At 66.8% G+C, this 16428-nt stretch carries 17 protein-coding genes and 1 tRNA gene; 12 read left to right on the top strand and 6 right to left on the bottom strand.

Going from position 1 to position 16428, the window contains the following annotated elements:
• Both A5711_RS22795 and A5711_RS22790 read left to right on the top strand, forming a co-directional pair.
• Positions 1 to 539: DMT family transporter (locus A5711_RS22795; RefSeq protein WP_197520848.1), on the top strand; the 539-nt coding region annotated here is incomplete at its 5' end.
• Between the two features lie 708 nt (positions 540 to 1247).
• The gene (locus tag A5711_RS22790) at positions 1248 to 2375 is read left to right on the top strand and encodes a PPE family protein (protein ID WP_067950557.1); all 1128 of its coding nucleotides are present in this window, start codon (positions 1248 to 1250) and stop codon (positions 2373 to 2375) included.
• Between the two features lie 589 nt (positions 2376 to 2964).
• On the opposite strand, the gene A5711_RS22785 is transcribed toward A5711_RS22790, so the two are convergent.
• A tRNA-Tyr gene (locus A5711_RS22785) sits at positions 2965 to 3048 on the bottom strand.
• Positions 3049 to 3117: 69 nt separating this feature from the next.
• Here A5711_RS22785 and A5711_RS22780 point away from each other — a divergent pair.
• From A5711_RS22780 to A5711_RS22755, 6 genes are all read left to right on the top strand, one after another.
• Positions 3118 to 3609: a YajQ family cyclic di-GMP-binding protein gene (locus tag A5711_RS22780; RefSeq protein ID WP_066956577.1), complete on the top strand. Its 492-nt coding sequence runs from the start codon at positions 3118 to 3120 to the stop codon at positions 3607 to 3609.
• Between the two features lie 62 nt (positions 3610 to 3671).
• On the top strand, positions 3672 to 4178 hold the full coding sequence (locus tag A5711_RS27035) for an antitoxin Xre/MbcA/ParS toxin-binding domain-containing protein (RefSeq protein WP_067950555.1): 507 nt from the start codon (positions 3672 to 3674) through the stop codon (positions 4176 to 4178).
• Positions 4175 to 4789, top strand: a complete 615-nt coding sequence (locus A5711_RS22770) for an RES family NAD+ phosphorylase (RefSeq protein WP_197520847.1) — start codon at positions 4175 to 4177, stop codon at positions 4787 to 4789. The genes A5711_RS27035 and A5711_RS22770 overlap by 4 nt, the downstream gene beginning before the upstream one ends.
• Positions 4790 to 4860: 71 nt before the next feature.
• Positions 4861 to 6369 carry an NAD(P)/FAD-dependent oxidoreductase gene (locus A5711_RS22765; protein ID WP_067950550.1) on the top strand — a complete coding sequence of 503 codons (1509 nt, stop codon included), beginning with the start codon at positions 4861 to 4863 and terminating at the stop codon, positions 6367 to 6369.
• Positions 6370 to 6439: 70 nt separating this feature from the next.
• The gene (locus A5711_RS22760) at positions 6440 to 7465 is read left to right on the top strand and encodes an NAD(P)H-dependent glycerol-3-phosphate dehydrogenase (RefSeq protein WP_156673408.1); all 1026 of its coding nucleotides are present in this window, start codon (positions 6440 to 6442) and stop codon (positions 7463 to 7465) included.
• A gap of 254 nt (positions 7466 to 7719) precedes the next feature.
• The gene (locus A5711_RS22755) at positions 7720 to 9264 is read left to right on the top strand and encodes a SulP family inorganic anion transporter (RefSeq protein WP_369829955.1); all 1545 of its coding nucleotides are present in this window, start codon (positions 7720 to 7722) and stop codon (positions 9262 to 9264) included.
• A gap of 16 nt (positions 9265 to 9280) precedes the next feature.
• On the opposite strand, the gene A5711_RS22750 is transcribed toward A5711_RS22755, so the two are convergent.
• The 3 genes from A5711_RS22750 to grcC1 all read right to left on the bottom strand — a co-directional run bounded on the left by A5711_RS22750 (position 9281) and on the right by grcC1 (position 11757).
• Positions 9281 to 9637, bottom strand: a complete 357-nt coding sequence (locus A5711_RS22750) for a type II toxin-antitoxin system HicB family antitoxin (RefSeq protein WP_067950544.1) — start codon at positions 9635 to 9637, stop codon at positions 9281 to 9283.
• 165 nt (positions 9638 to 9802) lie between these two features.
• Positions 9803 to 10657 carry a zinc metalloprotease HtpX gene (htpX, locus tag A5711_RS22745; RefSeq protein ID WP_067950542.1) on the bottom strand — a complete coding sequence of 285 codons (855 nt, stop codon included), beginning with the start codon at positions 10655 to 10657 and terminating at the stop codon, positions 9803 to 9805.
• 83 nt (positions 10658 to 10740) lie between these two features.
• A complete protein-coding gene (gene grcC1 / locus A5711_RS22740; protein WP_067950540.1) occupies positions 10741 to 11757 on the bottom strand; it encodes a nonaprenyl/(2E,6E)-farnesyl/geranylgeranyl diphosphat synthase in 1017 nt (338 codons plus the stop codon).
• Between the two features lie 15 nt (positions 11758 to 11772).
• Between grcC1 and menJ the strand changes: the two genes are divergently transcribed.
• Positions 11773 to 12999 (top strand): menaquinone reductase, encoded by a 1227-nt coding sequence (gene menJ / locus A5711_RS22735; RefSeq protein ID WP_067950538.1) that lies wholly within the window; start codon positions 11773 to 11775, stop codon positions 12997 to 12999.
• 106 nt (positions 13000 to 13105) lie between these two features.
• The gene (locus A5711_RS22730) at positions 13106 to 13459 is read left to right on the top strand and encodes a DUF732 domain-containing protein (RefSeq protein ID WP_067950536.1); all 354 of its coding nucleotides are present in this window, start codon (positions 13106 to 13108) and stop codon (positions 13457 to 13459) included.
• Positions 13460 to 13466: 7 nt separating this feature from the next.
• Here the strand turns inward: A5711_RS22730 and A5711_RS22725 are convergent, their stop codons facing one another.
• Positions 13467 to 14159, bottom strand: coding sequence for a demethylmenaquinone methyltransferase (locus A5711_RS22725; protein WP_067950534.1), 693 nt, complete (start codon positions 14157 to 14159; stop codon positions 13467 to 13469).
• A 55-nt stretch (positions 14160 to 14214) separates the two neighbouring features.
• Between A5711_RS22725 and A5711_RS22720 the strand changes: the two genes are divergently transcribed.
• Positions 14215 to 15039 (top strand): SDR family oxidoreductase, encoded by an 825-nt coding sequence (locus tag A5711_RS22720; protein WP_067950559.1) that lies wholly within the window; start codon positions 14215 to 14217, stop codon positions 15037 to 15039.
• Positions 15040 to 15124: 85 nt separating this feature from the next.
• On the opposite strand, the gene A5711_RS22715 is transcribed toward A5711_RS22720, so the two are convergent.
• Positions 15125 to 15403, bottom strand: a complete 279-nt coding sequence (locus A5711_RS22715) for a hypothetical protein (RefSeq protein ID WP_231972142.1) — start codon at positions 15401 to 15403, stop codon at positions 15125 to 15127.
• Between the two features lie 263 nt (positions 15404 to 15666).
• Here A5711_RS22715 and A5711_RS22710 point away from each other — a divergent pair, with 263 nt between their 5' ends.
• The gene (locus tag A5711_RS22710; protein WP_067950530.1) at positions 15667 to 16428 is read left to right on the top strand and encodes an RNA polymerase sigma factor; all 762 of its coding nucleotides are present in this window, start codon (positions 15667 to 15669) and stop codon (positions 16426 to 16428) included.

The following is a 16428-nucleotide window of genomic DNA, read 5'->3' as shown; positions in this document are numbered from 1 at the left end:
GGGCGGCCACCGGACGGTCCGACCAGATCCGGGCGCCCAGCAACCCCAGGAGCAGCGGCGGACCCATTGCGATGGCGACGATCAGCCACACGTGCGGCGCCGCGCTGTTGCTGGCCGCGGTCGCCGGTTCGTTGCTGGCGGTGTTCGCGGTGCTGATGAAGGGCGTGGTGGACATCCTCGAACACAACCCCGACCAATTGTGGACCCGACCCGAGGCGTACGGCTGGGTGTTCTGCGGGGCGGCCGGGATGATCTTCCATCAATCGGCTTACCGCGCAGGGGCTTTGACGGCGTCGTTGCCGACGATCATCGCGGCGAAACCCATTGTCGGCGCGGTCCTTGGGATCACCGTGCTGGGCGAGACGTTGGACGCCCAGGGCTTCGATTGGGTCGTGCTGGCGGTGGCGGCGGTGTTGGTGATCGTCGCGACGGTGGGGCTGGCTCGCGGCGAGGCCGCGACGGTGTCGGCCGGCGCCGGCCGCGACGTCAGGACCCTAGACGAGCCGAAACCGCCGTCGCCGCAACGCTTGGGTGGGTGAACCCTCGAGTCTGTTTGCGCGATACTCGACTGCCCTCATCACGAAGTGCGACACTGGGTTATGGCCTAAATCGGTCATCGGGTCAGGAGAGGAAGAACTGATGAGGAGGGCAAAGGGGGCGTCCGTGGCGGCGCTGACAGCACTGGCAGCCCTCTGCATTGCACCAGCACAAGCGCGCGCCGACGACCCCTGTGCCGGCATCACCGATCCCACCGCCTACCAGGCTTGCATCAACAGACCTTCGCCCGATGGCCCCATGGAAGGCCCCCGAATGGGCAATTGTCAGGCCAGCCCCGACTACGGACAACTGGGCCAAATTTGTCGCGACGCCTGGGTTCGAAAGCCCGCGCCCCCCTGGTGAGTTGGCAACCCTCTAACGCGCAAGTGCACTGACGGCCAGCCGCGTTCAGCACTCAGGGCTTGTGTGCGACGGGTTTTCGACTAATTGCGGCCGCGGCCCGCACGGGCATCTACGTGCTGAAATTGGCGCCGCGAGCTGACCAGCCGAATCTCACGATTCCCGAAGTGAGTGGCCGCGGGGGCGCATAGGCTGTAAATCGGCGGATCGGGCCATGTACCAGACAGGAACGCCACCGAAAGGGACAACACGTGGGACGCGAAAATCGGTTCCGTGGCGGACGACAGGCCGCGCAGGCCTGTACGCGCGGCATCAGGATTATCGACTCCAAGCTTTGACGGGGGGTCGGGATGGACTTCTGGGCTCCTCCCGAGATCACATCGGCGCTAATTCATTCAGGGCCCGGGCCCGGATCGTGGCTCACCGCTGCCGAGGCCTGGCGCCAGCTGGCGATCGAGCTCGGACAAACCGCCGCCGGCTACGCCTCCATCGTGACAAGCATTCCCTGGCAGGGGCCGTCAGCGACGGCGATGACCGCATCCACGCTCCCCTATGTCGCCTGGCTACAGACCACCTCGCTACAGGCCGCTCATATGTCGATGGCGGCGACCACGATGGCCAGCTCCTTCGCCGCCACCCAGGCAGCCATGGTGCATCCCAGCGTGGTGACCGCCAACCGCGCGCTGCTGGCTCATCTGATCGCGACAAACGTGTTCGGCATCAACTTCCCCGCGATCGCCGCCACCGAGCTCCAGTACCTGCAGATGTGGGCGGATAACACGACCGCCATGCTGGGCTATCACGCCAGCAGCCTGCAGACCATGGCGATGCCGACGTTCAACGCCCCGTCCCCGATGACCACTCCGGCCGCCGCTACGGTTCAAACGGCCGCAGTGGGCAGGGCGGTTACGGCCGCACCGCTACTCGGCGCCCCGGCCGCAGCCGCACCCGACCCCACGCAATTCTTCGCCAACCCGTTTGTTCAGACCGTCAACGGTTATCTGCAAAACCTGGTCAGCAGCGGCGTCTTCAACCCGCAGGCCTTCATAGGTTTGGTCACGGGCGGCCACGATTTCTACCCCGGTCAGTTCCCGGATGTCCTGGCCCCCACGCCTCGCAACCTGGCCATTGCCTACAACCTCACCGGTCCCGAGGCCGTCGGAGGGGCTCCCAATTTCTTCGCCCCACCTGCCAGCACGGCCAGCGCGATCGAGAGTTCCGCCACGGCCTCTCTGGGTAAGGGCATGTACGTCGGCAACCTCGTGGTCCCGCCGTCGGCGGTTACCGCCCCGATCCAGCTGTCCGCCGCTCAGGGCCCATTGATGGCAACGACAGCCGAGGGCGCGCCGCTCACCCCGATGTTCATCCCGCCGATGCCACCGGGGGCACGCAAGGCCCAGCGGGATAAGCCCGACGAAAAGGGCTATGGACCGCCGATCTTCGGCAGCATCATGCGGCGACCTCCGTCAGGCGGATGAGACGCGGGCTTGCCCGTGCGCATTTGTGTCCATTCTCGCCCAACTGCGTTGTGCTGCAAGCGTTTACCCTGGGTCATGAAGATCCGGAGACAGCGGTGCCGCTCGGGTGCCTGATTGACGATTGATCTGACTAGTTTGCTGGTCGGATTTTCGGCGGCTGCCTCATGCGCGCCAAGTCGCCGTCCATCCCGATCTACCCCATAATCAGTGGCCATCGGGCGGTGCGGAAAGGACTGACCAATGAAGACGGCACGAATCAGCGCGTCGGCGGCGCTAGTCCTGGCACTCCTCTGCACTCCGACGGCACAAGCACACGCCGATCCCTGTAGCAGCAGCACCACCGATCCCGCGGCCCATCAGGCATGCATCGACCAATTCCGGCCCGATAACGGCATGCGCAGACGCCTGCTGGGCGATTGCGAGGGCGCAAGCCCCATCGACGGACAGTTGGGCCAGGTTTGTGGGTAACGCTGTGCCCGCGGCACGGGTTTTAGCGTTCACACGTAGCCCTGCACCCGTTGGGGCGCCCAGCGCACGCAACCTGCACTGAGTCCGGCCGCGGCGGCACAACCTGGTCCCTCACGAACGTTGGTGGCAGGTACAGGATTCGAACCTGTGAAGCTTTCGCGACGGATTTACAGTCCGCTCCCATTGGCCGCTCGGGCAACCTGCCGCCAGACAGGTTACAACGAGGGGGTAGACAAAGCACAAACGGCCATCACGGGATGAAGGGACGGATCGAATGGCGGACTCATCGTTCGACATTGTCAGCAAAGTCGAGCGCCAAGAGGTCGACAACGCACTCAACCAGGCCGCCAAGGAGCTGGCCACCCGCTTCGACTTCCGCGGCACCGACACCACGATCGCGTGGAAGGGCGACGAGGCTATCGAGCTGACGTCGTCCACCGAGGAACGCGTCAAGGCGGCCGTCGACGTCTTCAAGGAGAAGCTGATCCGCCGCGACATCTCGATGAAGGCCTTCGACGCCGGCGAACCGCAGGCGTCGGGAAAGACCTACAAGGTCAGCGGCACCCTCAAGCAGGGCATCGACAGCGAGCACGCCAAAAAGATCACCAAGCTGATCCGCGACGACGGGCCCAAGGGCGTCAAGACCCAGATTCAGGGGGACGAGATCCGCGTCAGCAGCAAAAAGCGCGACGACCTGCAGGCCGTCATCTCGATGCTCAAGCAGGCCGACCTCGACGTCGCGCTGCAGTTCGTCAATTACCGGTAGCTGCCAGCGTTCGGTTCGTGCAGTAGAATGAACTGCACGAACCGAACGTTGGAGCGATCGCCATGACCACCGTCGCCGAACTGGCCACCGCGCACGAGCGCCTGCGCGAAAGCGCCCATGCGGTGGGCATCGCGCTGTCGTCGGTCGCCGTCTACACCGAGCCCGCCGTCGCGCGGGCGGTGCAGGCCGAGCAGAATCTGTATGCCCGCATCGAGGCCGAGTTCGGGATGCTGAGCAGCACCGACGCCGGTAAGCGGATGGGCTCACGGTCCAGCGCACCGCGCAACCTGGCCACCACCGCCCACCGCAACAAGACGCTGGTCGCCGTGCGGCGCGGCAACTACCTCGCCTATCCCGGGTTCCAGTTCGGCCCGGACGGCAAGCCGCTGGCGGTCATCGCCCGGCTGCGCGAGGTCGCGGAAGACAACGGCTGGTCGGAGGCCGGGCTGGTGCAGTGGCTGTGCTCGCCCACCACCTACCTGGACGGGGAGCGGCCCGTGGACCGCCTCGCCACCGATCCGGACCGCGTCGTCGCGGTTGCTGCGGAGGCCCTGGCCGTCTCGTGGTGAGGCGACCCCCGGACCCTTTCGACCCGGCCACCACCACCCTGCCGGCGGGACACCCGCTCTACCGCGTGCTGTCGGCGACACGCACCGCCACCGACTTCAACCCCGGCATCGGCGCGCGCACTCGCTTCGGTTTCTTCGGCGACCCGGTCGTGCCGATCATGTACGCGGCCGACACCGAGGACGCGGCCATCGCCGAGACGCTGCTGCACGACATCCCCGTCGAGGGCGGCCTGCTCCCCTACGACCAATACGCGGACAAAGTGCTCGTCCGGCTGGAAGTGAGCCGGCCCGTGCGCCTGGGCGTCCTGCACGGCACCGGGCTGCGACGCCTCAAAGTCACCGCCGCCGAGCTCACGGCGAGCCCGGCGTCGAGCTACGACACCACGGTGCGGTGGGCCGAGGCCGCGCACCGCGCCGGGCTGGACGGGCTGGTGTGGATGTCGCGGCAATGCAACGACACCAAGGCCTACGTCTTCTTCGGCGACAAGTCCCGGAATGCCTTCGCTCAGGACCCGTCTCACGCGCGCATCTTCGCCAGCCCCGCCGACCAGATCTGGCTGATCGACCGGTGCGCGCCGCTGCACGTCGACGTGCTGATGGAGCCGTTGTGACGATCCCTGGCCCGGCCAACCGGTGGATGCCTAATGTAGTGACCAGTCCCACGATGTGAGCGAGGTTCACGATGACCGTGACTCCCCAGGAAGCCGGCCAGACACCGACCGAGGCCGACTACTCCGACGTCATCATCGTCGGCGCCGGCATCTCCGGCATCGACGCGGCCTACCGGATCGGCGAGAGCAATCCCCGGCTGACCTACACGATCCTGGAGCGGCGCGCGCGGATCGGCGGCACGTGGGACCTGTTCCGCTACCCCGGGGTTCGCTCGGACAGCAGCATCTTCACGCTGTCCTTCCCGTTCGAGCCGTGGACGCGAAAGGAAGGCGTGGCCGACGGCGTGCACATCCGCGAGTACCTGGCCGCCACCGCGCGCAAGTACGGCATCGATCGCCACATCCGCTTCAACAGCTACGTCCGCTCGGCCGACTGGGATTCGACCACCGACACCTGGACGGTCACCGTCGAGCAGGACGGCGCGCAAAAGCTTTACCGCGGCCGATTCCTGTTCTTCGGCAGCGGCTACTACAACTACGACGAGGGGTACACCCCCGAGTTCCCCGGCATCGAAACCTTCGGCGGCGTCGTCGTGCATCCGCAGCACTGGCCGGAAGACCTGGACTACAGCGGCAAGAAGGTCGTGGTGATCGGCAGCGGGGCCACCGCGGTGACCCTGCTCCCCTCGCTGTCGGATCGGGCCGCGAAGGTGACCATGCTGCAGCGCTCGCCCACGTATCTGATCTCGGCGTCGAAGTACGGCAAGGTCGCCGCGGTCGCGCGGAAAGTATTGCCGCGCAAGCCCGCCCACCTGATCGTCCGGATGTACAGCGCGCTGACCGAGGCGGTGTTCTTCGCGCTGTCCCGCAAGGCGCCCGGACTGGTGCGATGGCTGCTGCGGCGCAAGGCGATCAGCAGCCTGCCCGCCGGCTATGACGTCGACACCCACTTCAAACCGCGCTACAACCCATGGGACCAGCGGATGTGCCTGATCCCCGACGCGGACCTGTACAACGCCATCGCCGCCGGCCGCGCCGACGTGGTCACCGACCACATCGACCATTTCGACGCGACCGGGATCGCGCTGAAATCCGGCGGGCACCTCGACGCCGACATCATCGTCACAGCCACCGGCCTGCAGCTGCAGGCCCTGGGCGGGACCGCGATCAGCCTGGACGGCAACGAGATCAAGCCCAATGACCGCTTCGTCTACAAGGCCCACATGCTCGAGGACGTGCCGAACCTGTTCTGGTGCGTCGGCTACACCAACGCATCGTGGACGCTGCGCGCCGACATCACCGCCCGGGCGACGGCAAAGCTGTTGGCGCACATGACCTCTCACGGCTACACCCACGCCTACCCGCATCGGGGCAACGAGCCGATGACCGAGAAGCCGTCGTGGGACATCAACGCCGGCTACGTGCTGCGCTCGGTGCATGCGCTGCCGAAATCGGGAACCAAGCGGCCCTGGAACGTGCGGCAGAACTACCTCGCCGACGCCATCGACTATCGCTTCGACCGCATCGAGGAGGCGATGGTGTTCGGCCGGGCGTCCGACCGGGCACCCCTGGCGGGTTGAGGATGGTCGTGCGGATCCGAAGTTTGTGAACCGCTACTAAATGAGAGGTGTCGGCAATACGCTGATCGCCATGGCAGCTCAGATGCGCGAACCCAACGTCGTTGTCCTTGGTGGCGGTTCCTGGGGAACCACGGTGGCGTCCATCTGTGCGCGCCGCGGGCCGACGCTGCAATGGGTCCGCTCGGAGGAGACCGCAAGCGACATCAACGAGAAGCACCGCAACAGCCGCTATCTCGGCAATGACGTCGTGTTGAGCGACACCCTGCGGGCCACGACCGACTTCGCCGAGGCGGCGAACTCCGCCGACGTCGTGGTGATGGGCGTGCCCTCCCACGGCTTCCGGGGCGTGCTGGCCGAGCTGGCCAAGGAACTGCGGCCGTGGGTGCCGGTGGTGTCACTGGTCAAGGGGCTCGAGCAGGGCACCAACATGCGGATGTCGCAGATCATCGAGGAGGTCCTGCCCGGCCATCCCGCGGGCATCCTGGCTGGGCCGAACATCGCGCGCGAGGTCGGTGAGGGCTACGCCGCCGCGGCGGTGCTGGCCATGCCCGACCAGCATCTGGCGACCCGGCTGTCCGGGCTGTTCCGCACCCGGCGTTTCCGGGTGTACACCACCGACGACGTGATCGGCGTCGAGATGGCCGGGGCGCTGAAGAACGTCTACGCCATCTCGGTCGGCATGGGCTACTCGCTGGGCATCGGGGAAAACACCCGTGCGCTGGTGATCGCCCGCGCGCTGCGCGAGATGACCAAGCTCGGCGTGGCCCTGGGCGGCAATCCCGAGACGTTCCCCGGCCTGGCCGGGCTGGGCGACCTCATCGTGACCTGCACCAGCCAGCGCAGCCGCAACCGCCACGTCGGTGAACAACTGGGCGCCGGCAAGCCGATCGACGAGATCATCTCCTCGATGAACCAGGTCGCCGAGGGCGTCAAGGCCGCCAGCGTGATCATGGAGTTCGCCAACGAGTTCGGGCTGAACATGCCGATCGCCCGCGAAGTCGACGCGGTGATCAACCATGGGTCGACCGTCGAAGAGGCCTACCGGGGCCTCATCGCCGAGGTCCCGGGCCACGAGGTGCACGGTTCCGGCTTCTGAAATGTCCGTCACATGGCGCGGAATTTAAATCTTTGCGTTCCATATGGGCTGGGCCCGTTCGCTTGACCGCGGGTTTGCCAGCAAAATACCGTCACTAACGCAGCCAGGGGTTCCCGGCCATGATCCTGCGCATCCGGCCGGGTTGTAACCGTTTGTGCGACAAGGTGTTACGCCGACGTAATACAACGCAATATGGGGCGGATATCGGAAGTTCCCCCGCTAACTCCTAACGAGGGACGAGACCGGTGCAAAACATCGAACAGCTCGGCAATCAACCTCCCGACCAGGCCAAGGACTCAAGCAAAGATCGCGTGCGATCGCTCATCCGCCACGACCTTCCTTCCTCACTCGTAGTTTTTCTGGTCGCACTTCCCTTGTCCTTGGGGATCGCGATCGCTTCCAACGCCCCGGTGCTCGCCGGCCTCATCGCCGCGATCGTCGGCGGCATCGTGGTCGGCGCGATCGGCGGGTCGCCGCTGCAAGTCAGCGGCCCCGCCGCCGGTTTGACCGTCGTCGTCGCCGACTTGGTATCCGACTTCGGTTGGGGCATAACGTGTTTGATCACCGTCGCGGCGGGTGCCGTGCAGGTGCTGCTGGGACTCAGCCGCGTCGCACGGGCCGCCCTGGCGATCTCGCCGGTGGTCGTGCACGCGATGCTGGCCGGCATCGGCATCACGATCGCGCTGCAGCAGGCGCACGTGTTGCTCGGCGGAAAGTCCAAGAGCACCGCCTGGCACAATCTCATCGGCCTGCCGGGCCAGATCATCGGCGCGCATCGGCCCGGGGTCATCCTGGGCGTAATGGTGATCGCCATCCTGGTGGCCTGGCGGTGGGTTCCGCCCAAGGTGCGCCGCGTTCCCGGGCCGTTGGTCGCCATCGTGGCCGTGACCGTCGTGTCGGTCGTCTTTCCGTTCCATGTGCGCCGGATCGACCTCGACGGGTCGCCGCTGGACGCGTTGCAACTGCCCGACATCCCGCACGGCAACTGGGGCGCGGTTGCGATCGGGGTGATCACCGTCGCGCTGATCGCCAGCGTCGAGAGCCTGCTGTCGGCGGTGTCGGTCGACCGCATGCACAACGGGCCGCGCACCGACTTCAACCGCGAGCTGGTCGGGCAGGGTGCCGCCAACATCGTGTCGGGGACCATCGGTGGGCTGCCGGTCACCGGTGTCATCGTGCGTAGCTCCACCAATGTCAACGCGGGCGCCAAATCGCGCGCCTCGGCCTTCATGCACGGCGTCTGGATCCTGTTGTTCACCGTCCCCTTCGCGGAGTTGGTCGAAGAGATCCCCACCGCCGCACTCGCCGGGCTGCTGATTGTGATCGGCGTTCAGTTGCTCAAGCCGGCCCACATCGAAACCGCGATGAAGCACGGCGATCTCGCCGTGTACATCGTGACCGCGGTCAGCGTCGTCTTCCTCAATCTGCTGCACGGCGTGCTGATCGGGCTCGCGTTGGCCATCGCGCTGACCGGTTGGCGGGTGATCCGGGCCAGGGTCGATGCCAAGGCCGTCGACGACGAATGGCGGGTGGTGATCGAGGGTGCGGCCTGCACGTTCCTGGCGCTTCCGCGGCTGACCCGGGTGCTCGCGTCCATACCCGCCGGATCCGTTGCCACCGTTGAGGTTTCGGTGCACTACTTGGATCACGCTGCGCATCAGGCGATCAGCGACTGGCAGCACCAGCATGAGGCCAACGGCGGCACGGTCCACATCCGGGGAAGGCTCGAGACGGGCCATTCCGCTCGCAGGGATGCAAGGGAAGCCATTGAACCCGAAAGGCCCGAGGCGGCTGCATGATTTCGGGCCGGCGTGCTTAGTCCCACCCGGAGAGCCCGAAGGTCCTGCTTGGCGTCCGCCCGCTCAGTTTCTGGACGATCCACTGGTTCATCGGCACCCCCTGCTCGATGGCTTCCAGCACCAGGCGGGCATGCAGCTGCGGCGACGTTCTGACGAGGAATCTCCCGCTGTAGCGGCGTTCGGAAAGCGGCGTGGGTACTTGCTCCCCGGTGGCGCGCAGGCCCTCCACATGCTCCTTGACCGCCTCCTCGATGGCGGCCACGGCCTGCGGCGCGGTCGGCCCTTCGCGCCTCATGTAGGGCAATTCGACACACACGCCCAGGTACTCGTTGTAGTCGGGCAACCACTGCGCGCGGTAGGTGTAGCGGTTCACGCGGTTTTTGATAGCACGGGCGCTATCAAAAACGGCAGTCACTCATCCCCAGGAACGTGGGGACTGTCCGGACCATATGGCTCACGCCGTTTTTGATAGCGCGGGCGATATCAAAAACGGCGACCCACGCATCCTCCGGGAGACCCCGGCTCCCCAAGCATGTGACTAACCCCGCGCCATCTCCTCCAGCCGCCGGATGCGGTCCTCGATCGGCGGGTGGGTCGAGAACAGCGACCCGATGCGCTCGCCCGCACGGAACGGGTTGGCGATCATCAAGTGCGCCTGGCTGGCCAGCTGCGGCTCCGGCGGCAGCGGGGCCACCTGAACACCACCCGAGATCTTGCGCAGGGCCGACGCCAAGGCAAGCGGGTCGCCCGTCAACACCGCGCCCGATTCGTCCGCCTGGTACTCGCGCGAGCGGGACACGGCCAGCCGGACCACCGTCGCGGCGATCGGGCCCAGCAACGAAACCAGCAGCATCGCAAAGGGATTACCGCCCTCCCGGTTTCCGCCGCCGAAGAACATCGCCATGTAGGACAGGGCGGTGATCACCGACGCCATCGCGCCGGCGATGCACGAGATGAGGATGTCGCGGTTGTAGACGTGGGAAAGCTCGTGTCCGAGCACCGCGCGCAGCTCACGCTCATTGAGGATGTCCAGAATGCCGGTGGTGCAGCACACGGCGGCGTTGCGCGGGTTGCGCCCGGTCGCGAACGCGTTGGGCGCGTTGGTGTCGCTGATGTACAGCCGGGGCATCGGCTGGTGCGCAGCCGTGGCCAGCTCGCGCACGATCCGGTACATCACCGGCGCCTGCAGCTCGGAAACCGGTTGCGCGTGCATCGCCCGCAGCGCCAGCTTGTCGCTGTTGAAGTATGTGTAGGCGTTCATGCCGATGGCGAACAACACCGCCAGCCACATCGCCGTCCGGCCGAACAGCGAGCCGACAAACACGATCAACGCGGACATGCCGACCAACAGGGCGAAGGTCTTCAGCCAGTTGGCATGCGGATGCCAGGTCATCGGTGTCCTCCTACGAGAGCCCGTTCATTGCTTGACTGTTGTCAATTGAACGCCCGAGGGGACCTCTGGGGTTCCTGGACGCGCTATCCGTGCCGGCTGATGGTGTACTCGACCAGCGTCTGCAGCGCCTGCCGGCCGGGAACGTCGGGCAAAAGGGCCAGTTCGTCGCGCGCCTGGGCCGCATATTCGGCCAGCGTGTTCTTGGCCTTCACCATGCCCGGCGACGCGCGCAACAGGGCGAGCGCCTCGGCCACCGCGTCGTCGTCCTCGATGGGCCCCGCCAGCAGTTCACGCAGCCGCGCCGCATCGGGCCCGGGTTCGCGCAGCGCGTAGACCATCGGCAGGGTGTGCACACCCTCGCGGACGTCGGTGCCGGGTAGCTTGCCGGATTCGTGCGAGTCGCTGTCGATGTCGATGATGTCGTCGGAGATCTGGAAGGCGGTGCCGACGATGCCGCCCAGCCGGCTGAGCCGCTCGACCTGTTCGGCGTCGGCCCCCGAGAACATGGCGCCGAACCGGCCCGCCGCGGCGATCAGGCAGGCGGTCTTCTCGTAGACCACCTTCAGATAGTGCTCGATCGGGTCGGCCCCTTCGGCCGGGCCCGTCAGGCCGCGCGTCTCGCGCATCTGTCCCGTCACCAGTTGGGCGAACGTCTCGGCGATCAGCCGCACGGCCTCCGGCCCCAGCCTCGAGACCAGCCGCGACGCCGTGGCGAACAGGTAGTCGCCGGCCAGGATTGCGACGTTGTTCCCCCACCGGACGTTCGCGGTGGGTGCGCCGCGGCGCACCTCCGCCTCGTCCATCACGTCGTCGTGATACAGCGTGGCCAGGTGCACCAGTTCGATGACGGCGCCGGCGATGGTCACGTCGTGCGCGCCGGGGTCCGGGCCGATCTGGGCGGACAGCACCGTGAACAATGGCCGGAATCGCTTGCCGCCGGCCTTGAATAGGTGCGTCAGCGACTCGGTCATCACGTCGTCGGCGCTGCGCAGTTCGGTGTCCATGAGCTGCTCGATCCGCCCGACGCCGTCGCGCACCGTCGCGGCGAACGCGGGGTCACCGAAGTCAACGCCCGCCACCACCGTCGCCGGAGTACTCACCCGACCAACATACTGGTGAGCGTGGAGACCCAAGCCGACCTGGTGGTCGTGGGCGCCGGACCCGCCGGTTCGGCTGCCGCCGCGTGGGCCGCACGCGCGGGCAACGACGTCCTGGTCATCGACTCCGCCAGCTTTCCCCGGGACAAGCCCTGCGGTGACGGGCTGACCCCGCGCGCGGTCGCCGAGTGCGAGCGACTGGGGCTGGCCGACTGGCTGGACACCCGCATCCGGCACCGCGGCCTGCGGATGAGCGGGTTCGGCGGCGAGGTGGAAGTCGACTGGCCGGGCCCGTCGTTTCCCTCGACCGGCAGTGCGGTGGCCCGTCTCGAGTTGGACGACCGGATCCGCAAAGTCGCAGAGGATTCCGGTGCGCGGATGATGCTGGGAACGAAAGCCGTTGCGGTGCATCATGACTCATCCAGGCGAGTGGTGTCGCTGACGTTGGCCGACGGCACGGAGGTCGGTTGCCGGCAATTGATCGTGGCCGACGGGGCCCGGTCGTCGCTGGGCCGCAAGCTGGGTCGGCGCTGGCATCAGGAGACGGTTTATGGCGTCGCGGCCCGCGGATATCTGGCCACTCCGCGCGCCGACGACCCGTGGCTGACGTCGCATCTGGAGCTGCGCTCCCCCGACGGCGCAGTGTTGCCGGGTTACGGCTGGATCTTCCCGCTGGGCAACGGGGAAGTGAACATCGGCGTCGGGGCATTGTCGACGGTGAAACGGCCGGCCGATCTCGCGCTGCGACCGCTGATCAACTACTACACCGACCTGCGCCGCGACGAGTGGGGCTTCGCCGGGCCCCCGCGGGCCGTGTCGTCGGCGCTGCTGCCGATGGGCGGCGCGGTGTCCGGGGTGGCCGGGCCCAACTGGATGCTGATCGGCGACGCCGCGGCCTGCGTCAACCCCCTGAACGGCGAGGGCATCGACTATGGGCTGGAAACGGGGCGGCTGGCGGCCGAACTGCTGGACTGTCGCGATCTCTCGCACGTGTGGCCGTCGCTGCTGCAGCAGCACTACGGCCGGGGGTTCTCGGTCGCGCGCCGGCTGGCCTTGTTGCTGACCTTTCAGCGGTTCCTGCCCGCGACGGGACCCATTGCGATGCGCTCCCCGAAGCTGATGACCATCGCCGTGCGGGTGATGGCCAACCTGGTCACCGATGACGACGCCGACTGGGTGGCGCGGGCCTGGCGGGCCGGCGGGCGGCTGTCCCGGCTCATCGATCGCCGGGTGCCGTTCGCCTGAACCAATCGAATACCCCCGTTGACGTGCGTAAACTGGCCTTCCGGTGCGCTTGCCGCCGTCGGGGATTTTTCGGCGCGCCCCGGATCCGAGGTGTATAGTCCGGCTAATGAGGGGAACGAAGCTAGCTACCATCGGCGGCCTGGCCGCCGACGCCATCGCGTTGGCCGCTCCGGCGCTGGCCTCCCCGCCGCCGCCCAACGACCAAGACGCGCCGTTCAAGAACACCGTCAACGGCTTCGGCATCTACCAGCCGCAAGACCAGCTCGCGTGGCTGGGCAAGATCACGTGCGAACGGATCGCCAGGGGCGTGGACGGCGACCCGTACAAGTCGGCCACTTTCATTCAGCGGAACCTGCCGCGGGGCACCACCCAGGGCCAGGCGTTCCAGTTCCTCGGCGCCGCGGTTGACCACTACTGCCCCGACCAGATCGGCTTCGTCCAGCGGGCCGGTACCCACTAGCTCGTTCTCAACGCAGGGGCTTGTATCCCGCGTGTAAGGCCACGATGCCACCGGTGAGGTTGCGCCACCGGACCGCCGCCCATCCGGCACGGGAAATGTCGTGCGCCAGGCTCGCCTGGTCCGGCCACGCCCTGATCGACTCCGCGAGGTAGACGTAGGCATCCGGGTTGCTTGAGACCGCGCGCGCCACCCGCGGCAGCGCCCGCATCAAATATTCCTTGTAGGCCGTGGCGAAGATCCCATTGGTGGGCGTGGAGAATTCGCACACCACCAATCGCCCACCCGGACGGGCGACGCGCGCCATCTCGCGCAGCGCGGCCCGAGGGTCCACGACATTTCGCAAACCGAAACTGATTGTGACAGCGTCGAATACGTCGTCACCGAACGGCAGCCGCATGGCGTCGGCGGCGATTTTGGGCACGTTGCGCGCGGCACCGGCCGCGAGCATGCCGACCGAGAAATCGGCCGCCACACACCACGCCCCCGATTTCTCGAGCTCGACCGTGGATACCGCGGTGCCCGCGGCCAGGTCCAACACCTTCTGTCCGGGCCCGATCGCCAGCGCCGAGCGGGTGGCCTTGCGCCAATACCGGTCCTGCCCCAGCGACAGCAGGGTGTTGGTCACGTCATAGCGGCGGGCGACGCCGTCGAACATCGACGCGACATCCCGGGGGTCCTTATCCAACGCCGCGCGATTCACGGTGAAGACGCTACCCGCCGGGAATTACGTGGCGACATCGGCGTTGTACCGCTGCGTGACTGAAAAAGTTTGGTTTATCACCGGTACATCGCGGGGTTTCGGACGGGCGTGGGCGAAAGCGGCGCTGGAGCGTGGGGATAAGGTCGCCGCGACGGCACGCAACACGGCATCGCTGGACGACTTGGCCGAGAAGTACGGCGACGCGCTGTTGCCGATCCGTTTGGACGTCACCGACCGGGACGCGGACTTCGCCGCGGTCAAGCAGGCGCACGACCACTTCGGGCGGCTGGACATCGTCGTCAACAACGCCGGCTACGGACAGTTCGGCTTCGTCGAGGAGCTCTCCGAGCAAGAGGCCCGCGATCAGATAGAGACGAACGTCTTTGGGGCACTGTGGATCACCCAGGCCGCGTTGCCGTACCTGCGCGAGCAGCGCAGCGGTCACATCATCCAGGTCTCCTCGATCGGGGGAATCACCGCGTTCCCGTTGGTCGGCATGTATCACGCGTCGAAGTGGGCGCTGGAAGGTTTCTCGCAGGCGCTTGCCCTGGAGGTCGCCCCGTTCGGCGTGCACGTCACGTTGATCGAGCCCGGCGGCTTCGACACCGACTGGGCCGGAGATTCGGCCAAGCACGCCGATCCACTGCCGGCGTACGACGACGTTCGCGCCGCCGTCCAGGCCGAGCGCAGCAGGCGCTGGGCCAGCCCGGGCAACCCGGAGGCATCCGCCTCCGCATTGCTGAAGGTAGTCGATGCCGAAAAGCCGCCGCTGCGAGTGTTTTTCGGCGCTTCGCCGCTGGCGACGGCCAAGGCCGACTATGAAAGCCGGCTGCGCACCTGGGAGGAATGGCAGCCCGTCGCCGAGTTGGCGCAGGGGTAGCCGGCGACGACCGGCTCAGGGACCAGCCGATGGCGGCGGTGGTGGTGGGCCGCTCGGTGCTGGCGAGCGGGGCTCGCCTCGATGACTAACGCGGGGCGCGGATCACGAAGGCATCGATGTTCTCGTCATAATCGACCGACTCGTCCACGAACAGCTCGCCCACCGGGTGGCCGTCCTCGGCGACGGCGATGAAGGTCGATTCCTCCGGGTTGTAGGTCACCGATCCTTGCACGAACATCGCTGCAACCTCGTGCCCGTCGGCTCCAAAAACGACGAGCTTCAAACCTCCGGCATCTTTGACGTATTGCGCCGCTTCGGCACGTGTCGTAATCATCGCTGCGCTTCCATTCCTGTTGCGGGTCAACTCTTTCGCCTCGCCACTTACCTGCAGTCAGGTTAGCGAATGGGCGTCGCGCCGACGAACCCGCGCAACCCTGGCGAAAAAGTGTAATCCCTGGACGTCGCCGGCGCTCCTACCTATGAGCGGGCCCACCCCGGGCTCGGTGGGCTTACGCGTGCTCCAGGACCGACCCTTACCAAATGGGTAGGAAACCCTTCCCTTGTGGAAGGGGAAACTGGCTTCCGCGGTAATTACCAAATCACCCACCAACCACGAGCATTTCAGTCATGACTTTCATGACCACGGTGCCGAAGAACCGCATCATCAGCGACACGGACCTCGCTCGCGCCGCGGCGAATGGCGATCGCGCGGCGTTGGCCGGCATTTACAACCGCTATGCAGCCCCACTGCACGCCTACTGCGTCGGCATGCTGCGTGACCGCCACGCGGCCTCCGACTGCGTGCAGGAGGTCTTCTGCATCGCGACGACGGAGTTGCCGAAGCTGCGTGACGTGGACAAGCTGAGGCCGTGGCTGTACGCCATCGCCCGTCGCCGCGCCCTGCGGGTGCTATCCGAACGTCGCCGGGAGGCCGCCTGTGACGAGCTGCCCGACGATGTGGCGACGGGTCCGGGGCCGTTTACGCTGACGGCCCAGAACGAACTCCGCCAGTTGATCGACCAGGCCGCCGGCGGATTGTCCGAGCGGGACCGGCACGTGCTGGATCTTGCCTACCGCCGCGGCGTGACCGGAACCGAGCTCGCGCAGGCGCTCGGCATCAGCTATGACTCCACCAAGAAGCTCCTGCAGCGGCTGCGCGACACCATCGAGCGCTCGCTGGGTGCGCTATTGGTGGCAAGGCGCGCCCCGCGGAACGGGTGCCCCCGGCTCGCCGCGGAGTTGTCGGGCTGGGACGAAGAGTTCACCGTGCTGATGCGGAAACGCATTGCCCGCCATATCGACTCGTGCCCCACCTGTGACGAATACCGTCGCAGTGCCCTCAATGCGGTCGCCATGCTCGGCGGCGGGGTGCTCGGCAAGGTCTCCTAA

Origin of the sequence: Mycobacterium sp. E2238 (genome assembly GCF_001672665.1) — a bacterium.
In the GTDB taxonomy this organism is placed as follows: domain Bacteria; phylum Actinomycetota; class Actinomycetes; order Mycobacteriales; family Mycobacteriaceae; genus Mycobacterium.
The sequence above is the reverse complement of the archived record's forward strand: the minus strand, read 5'-3'. Positions and strand labels throughout refer to the sequence as shown.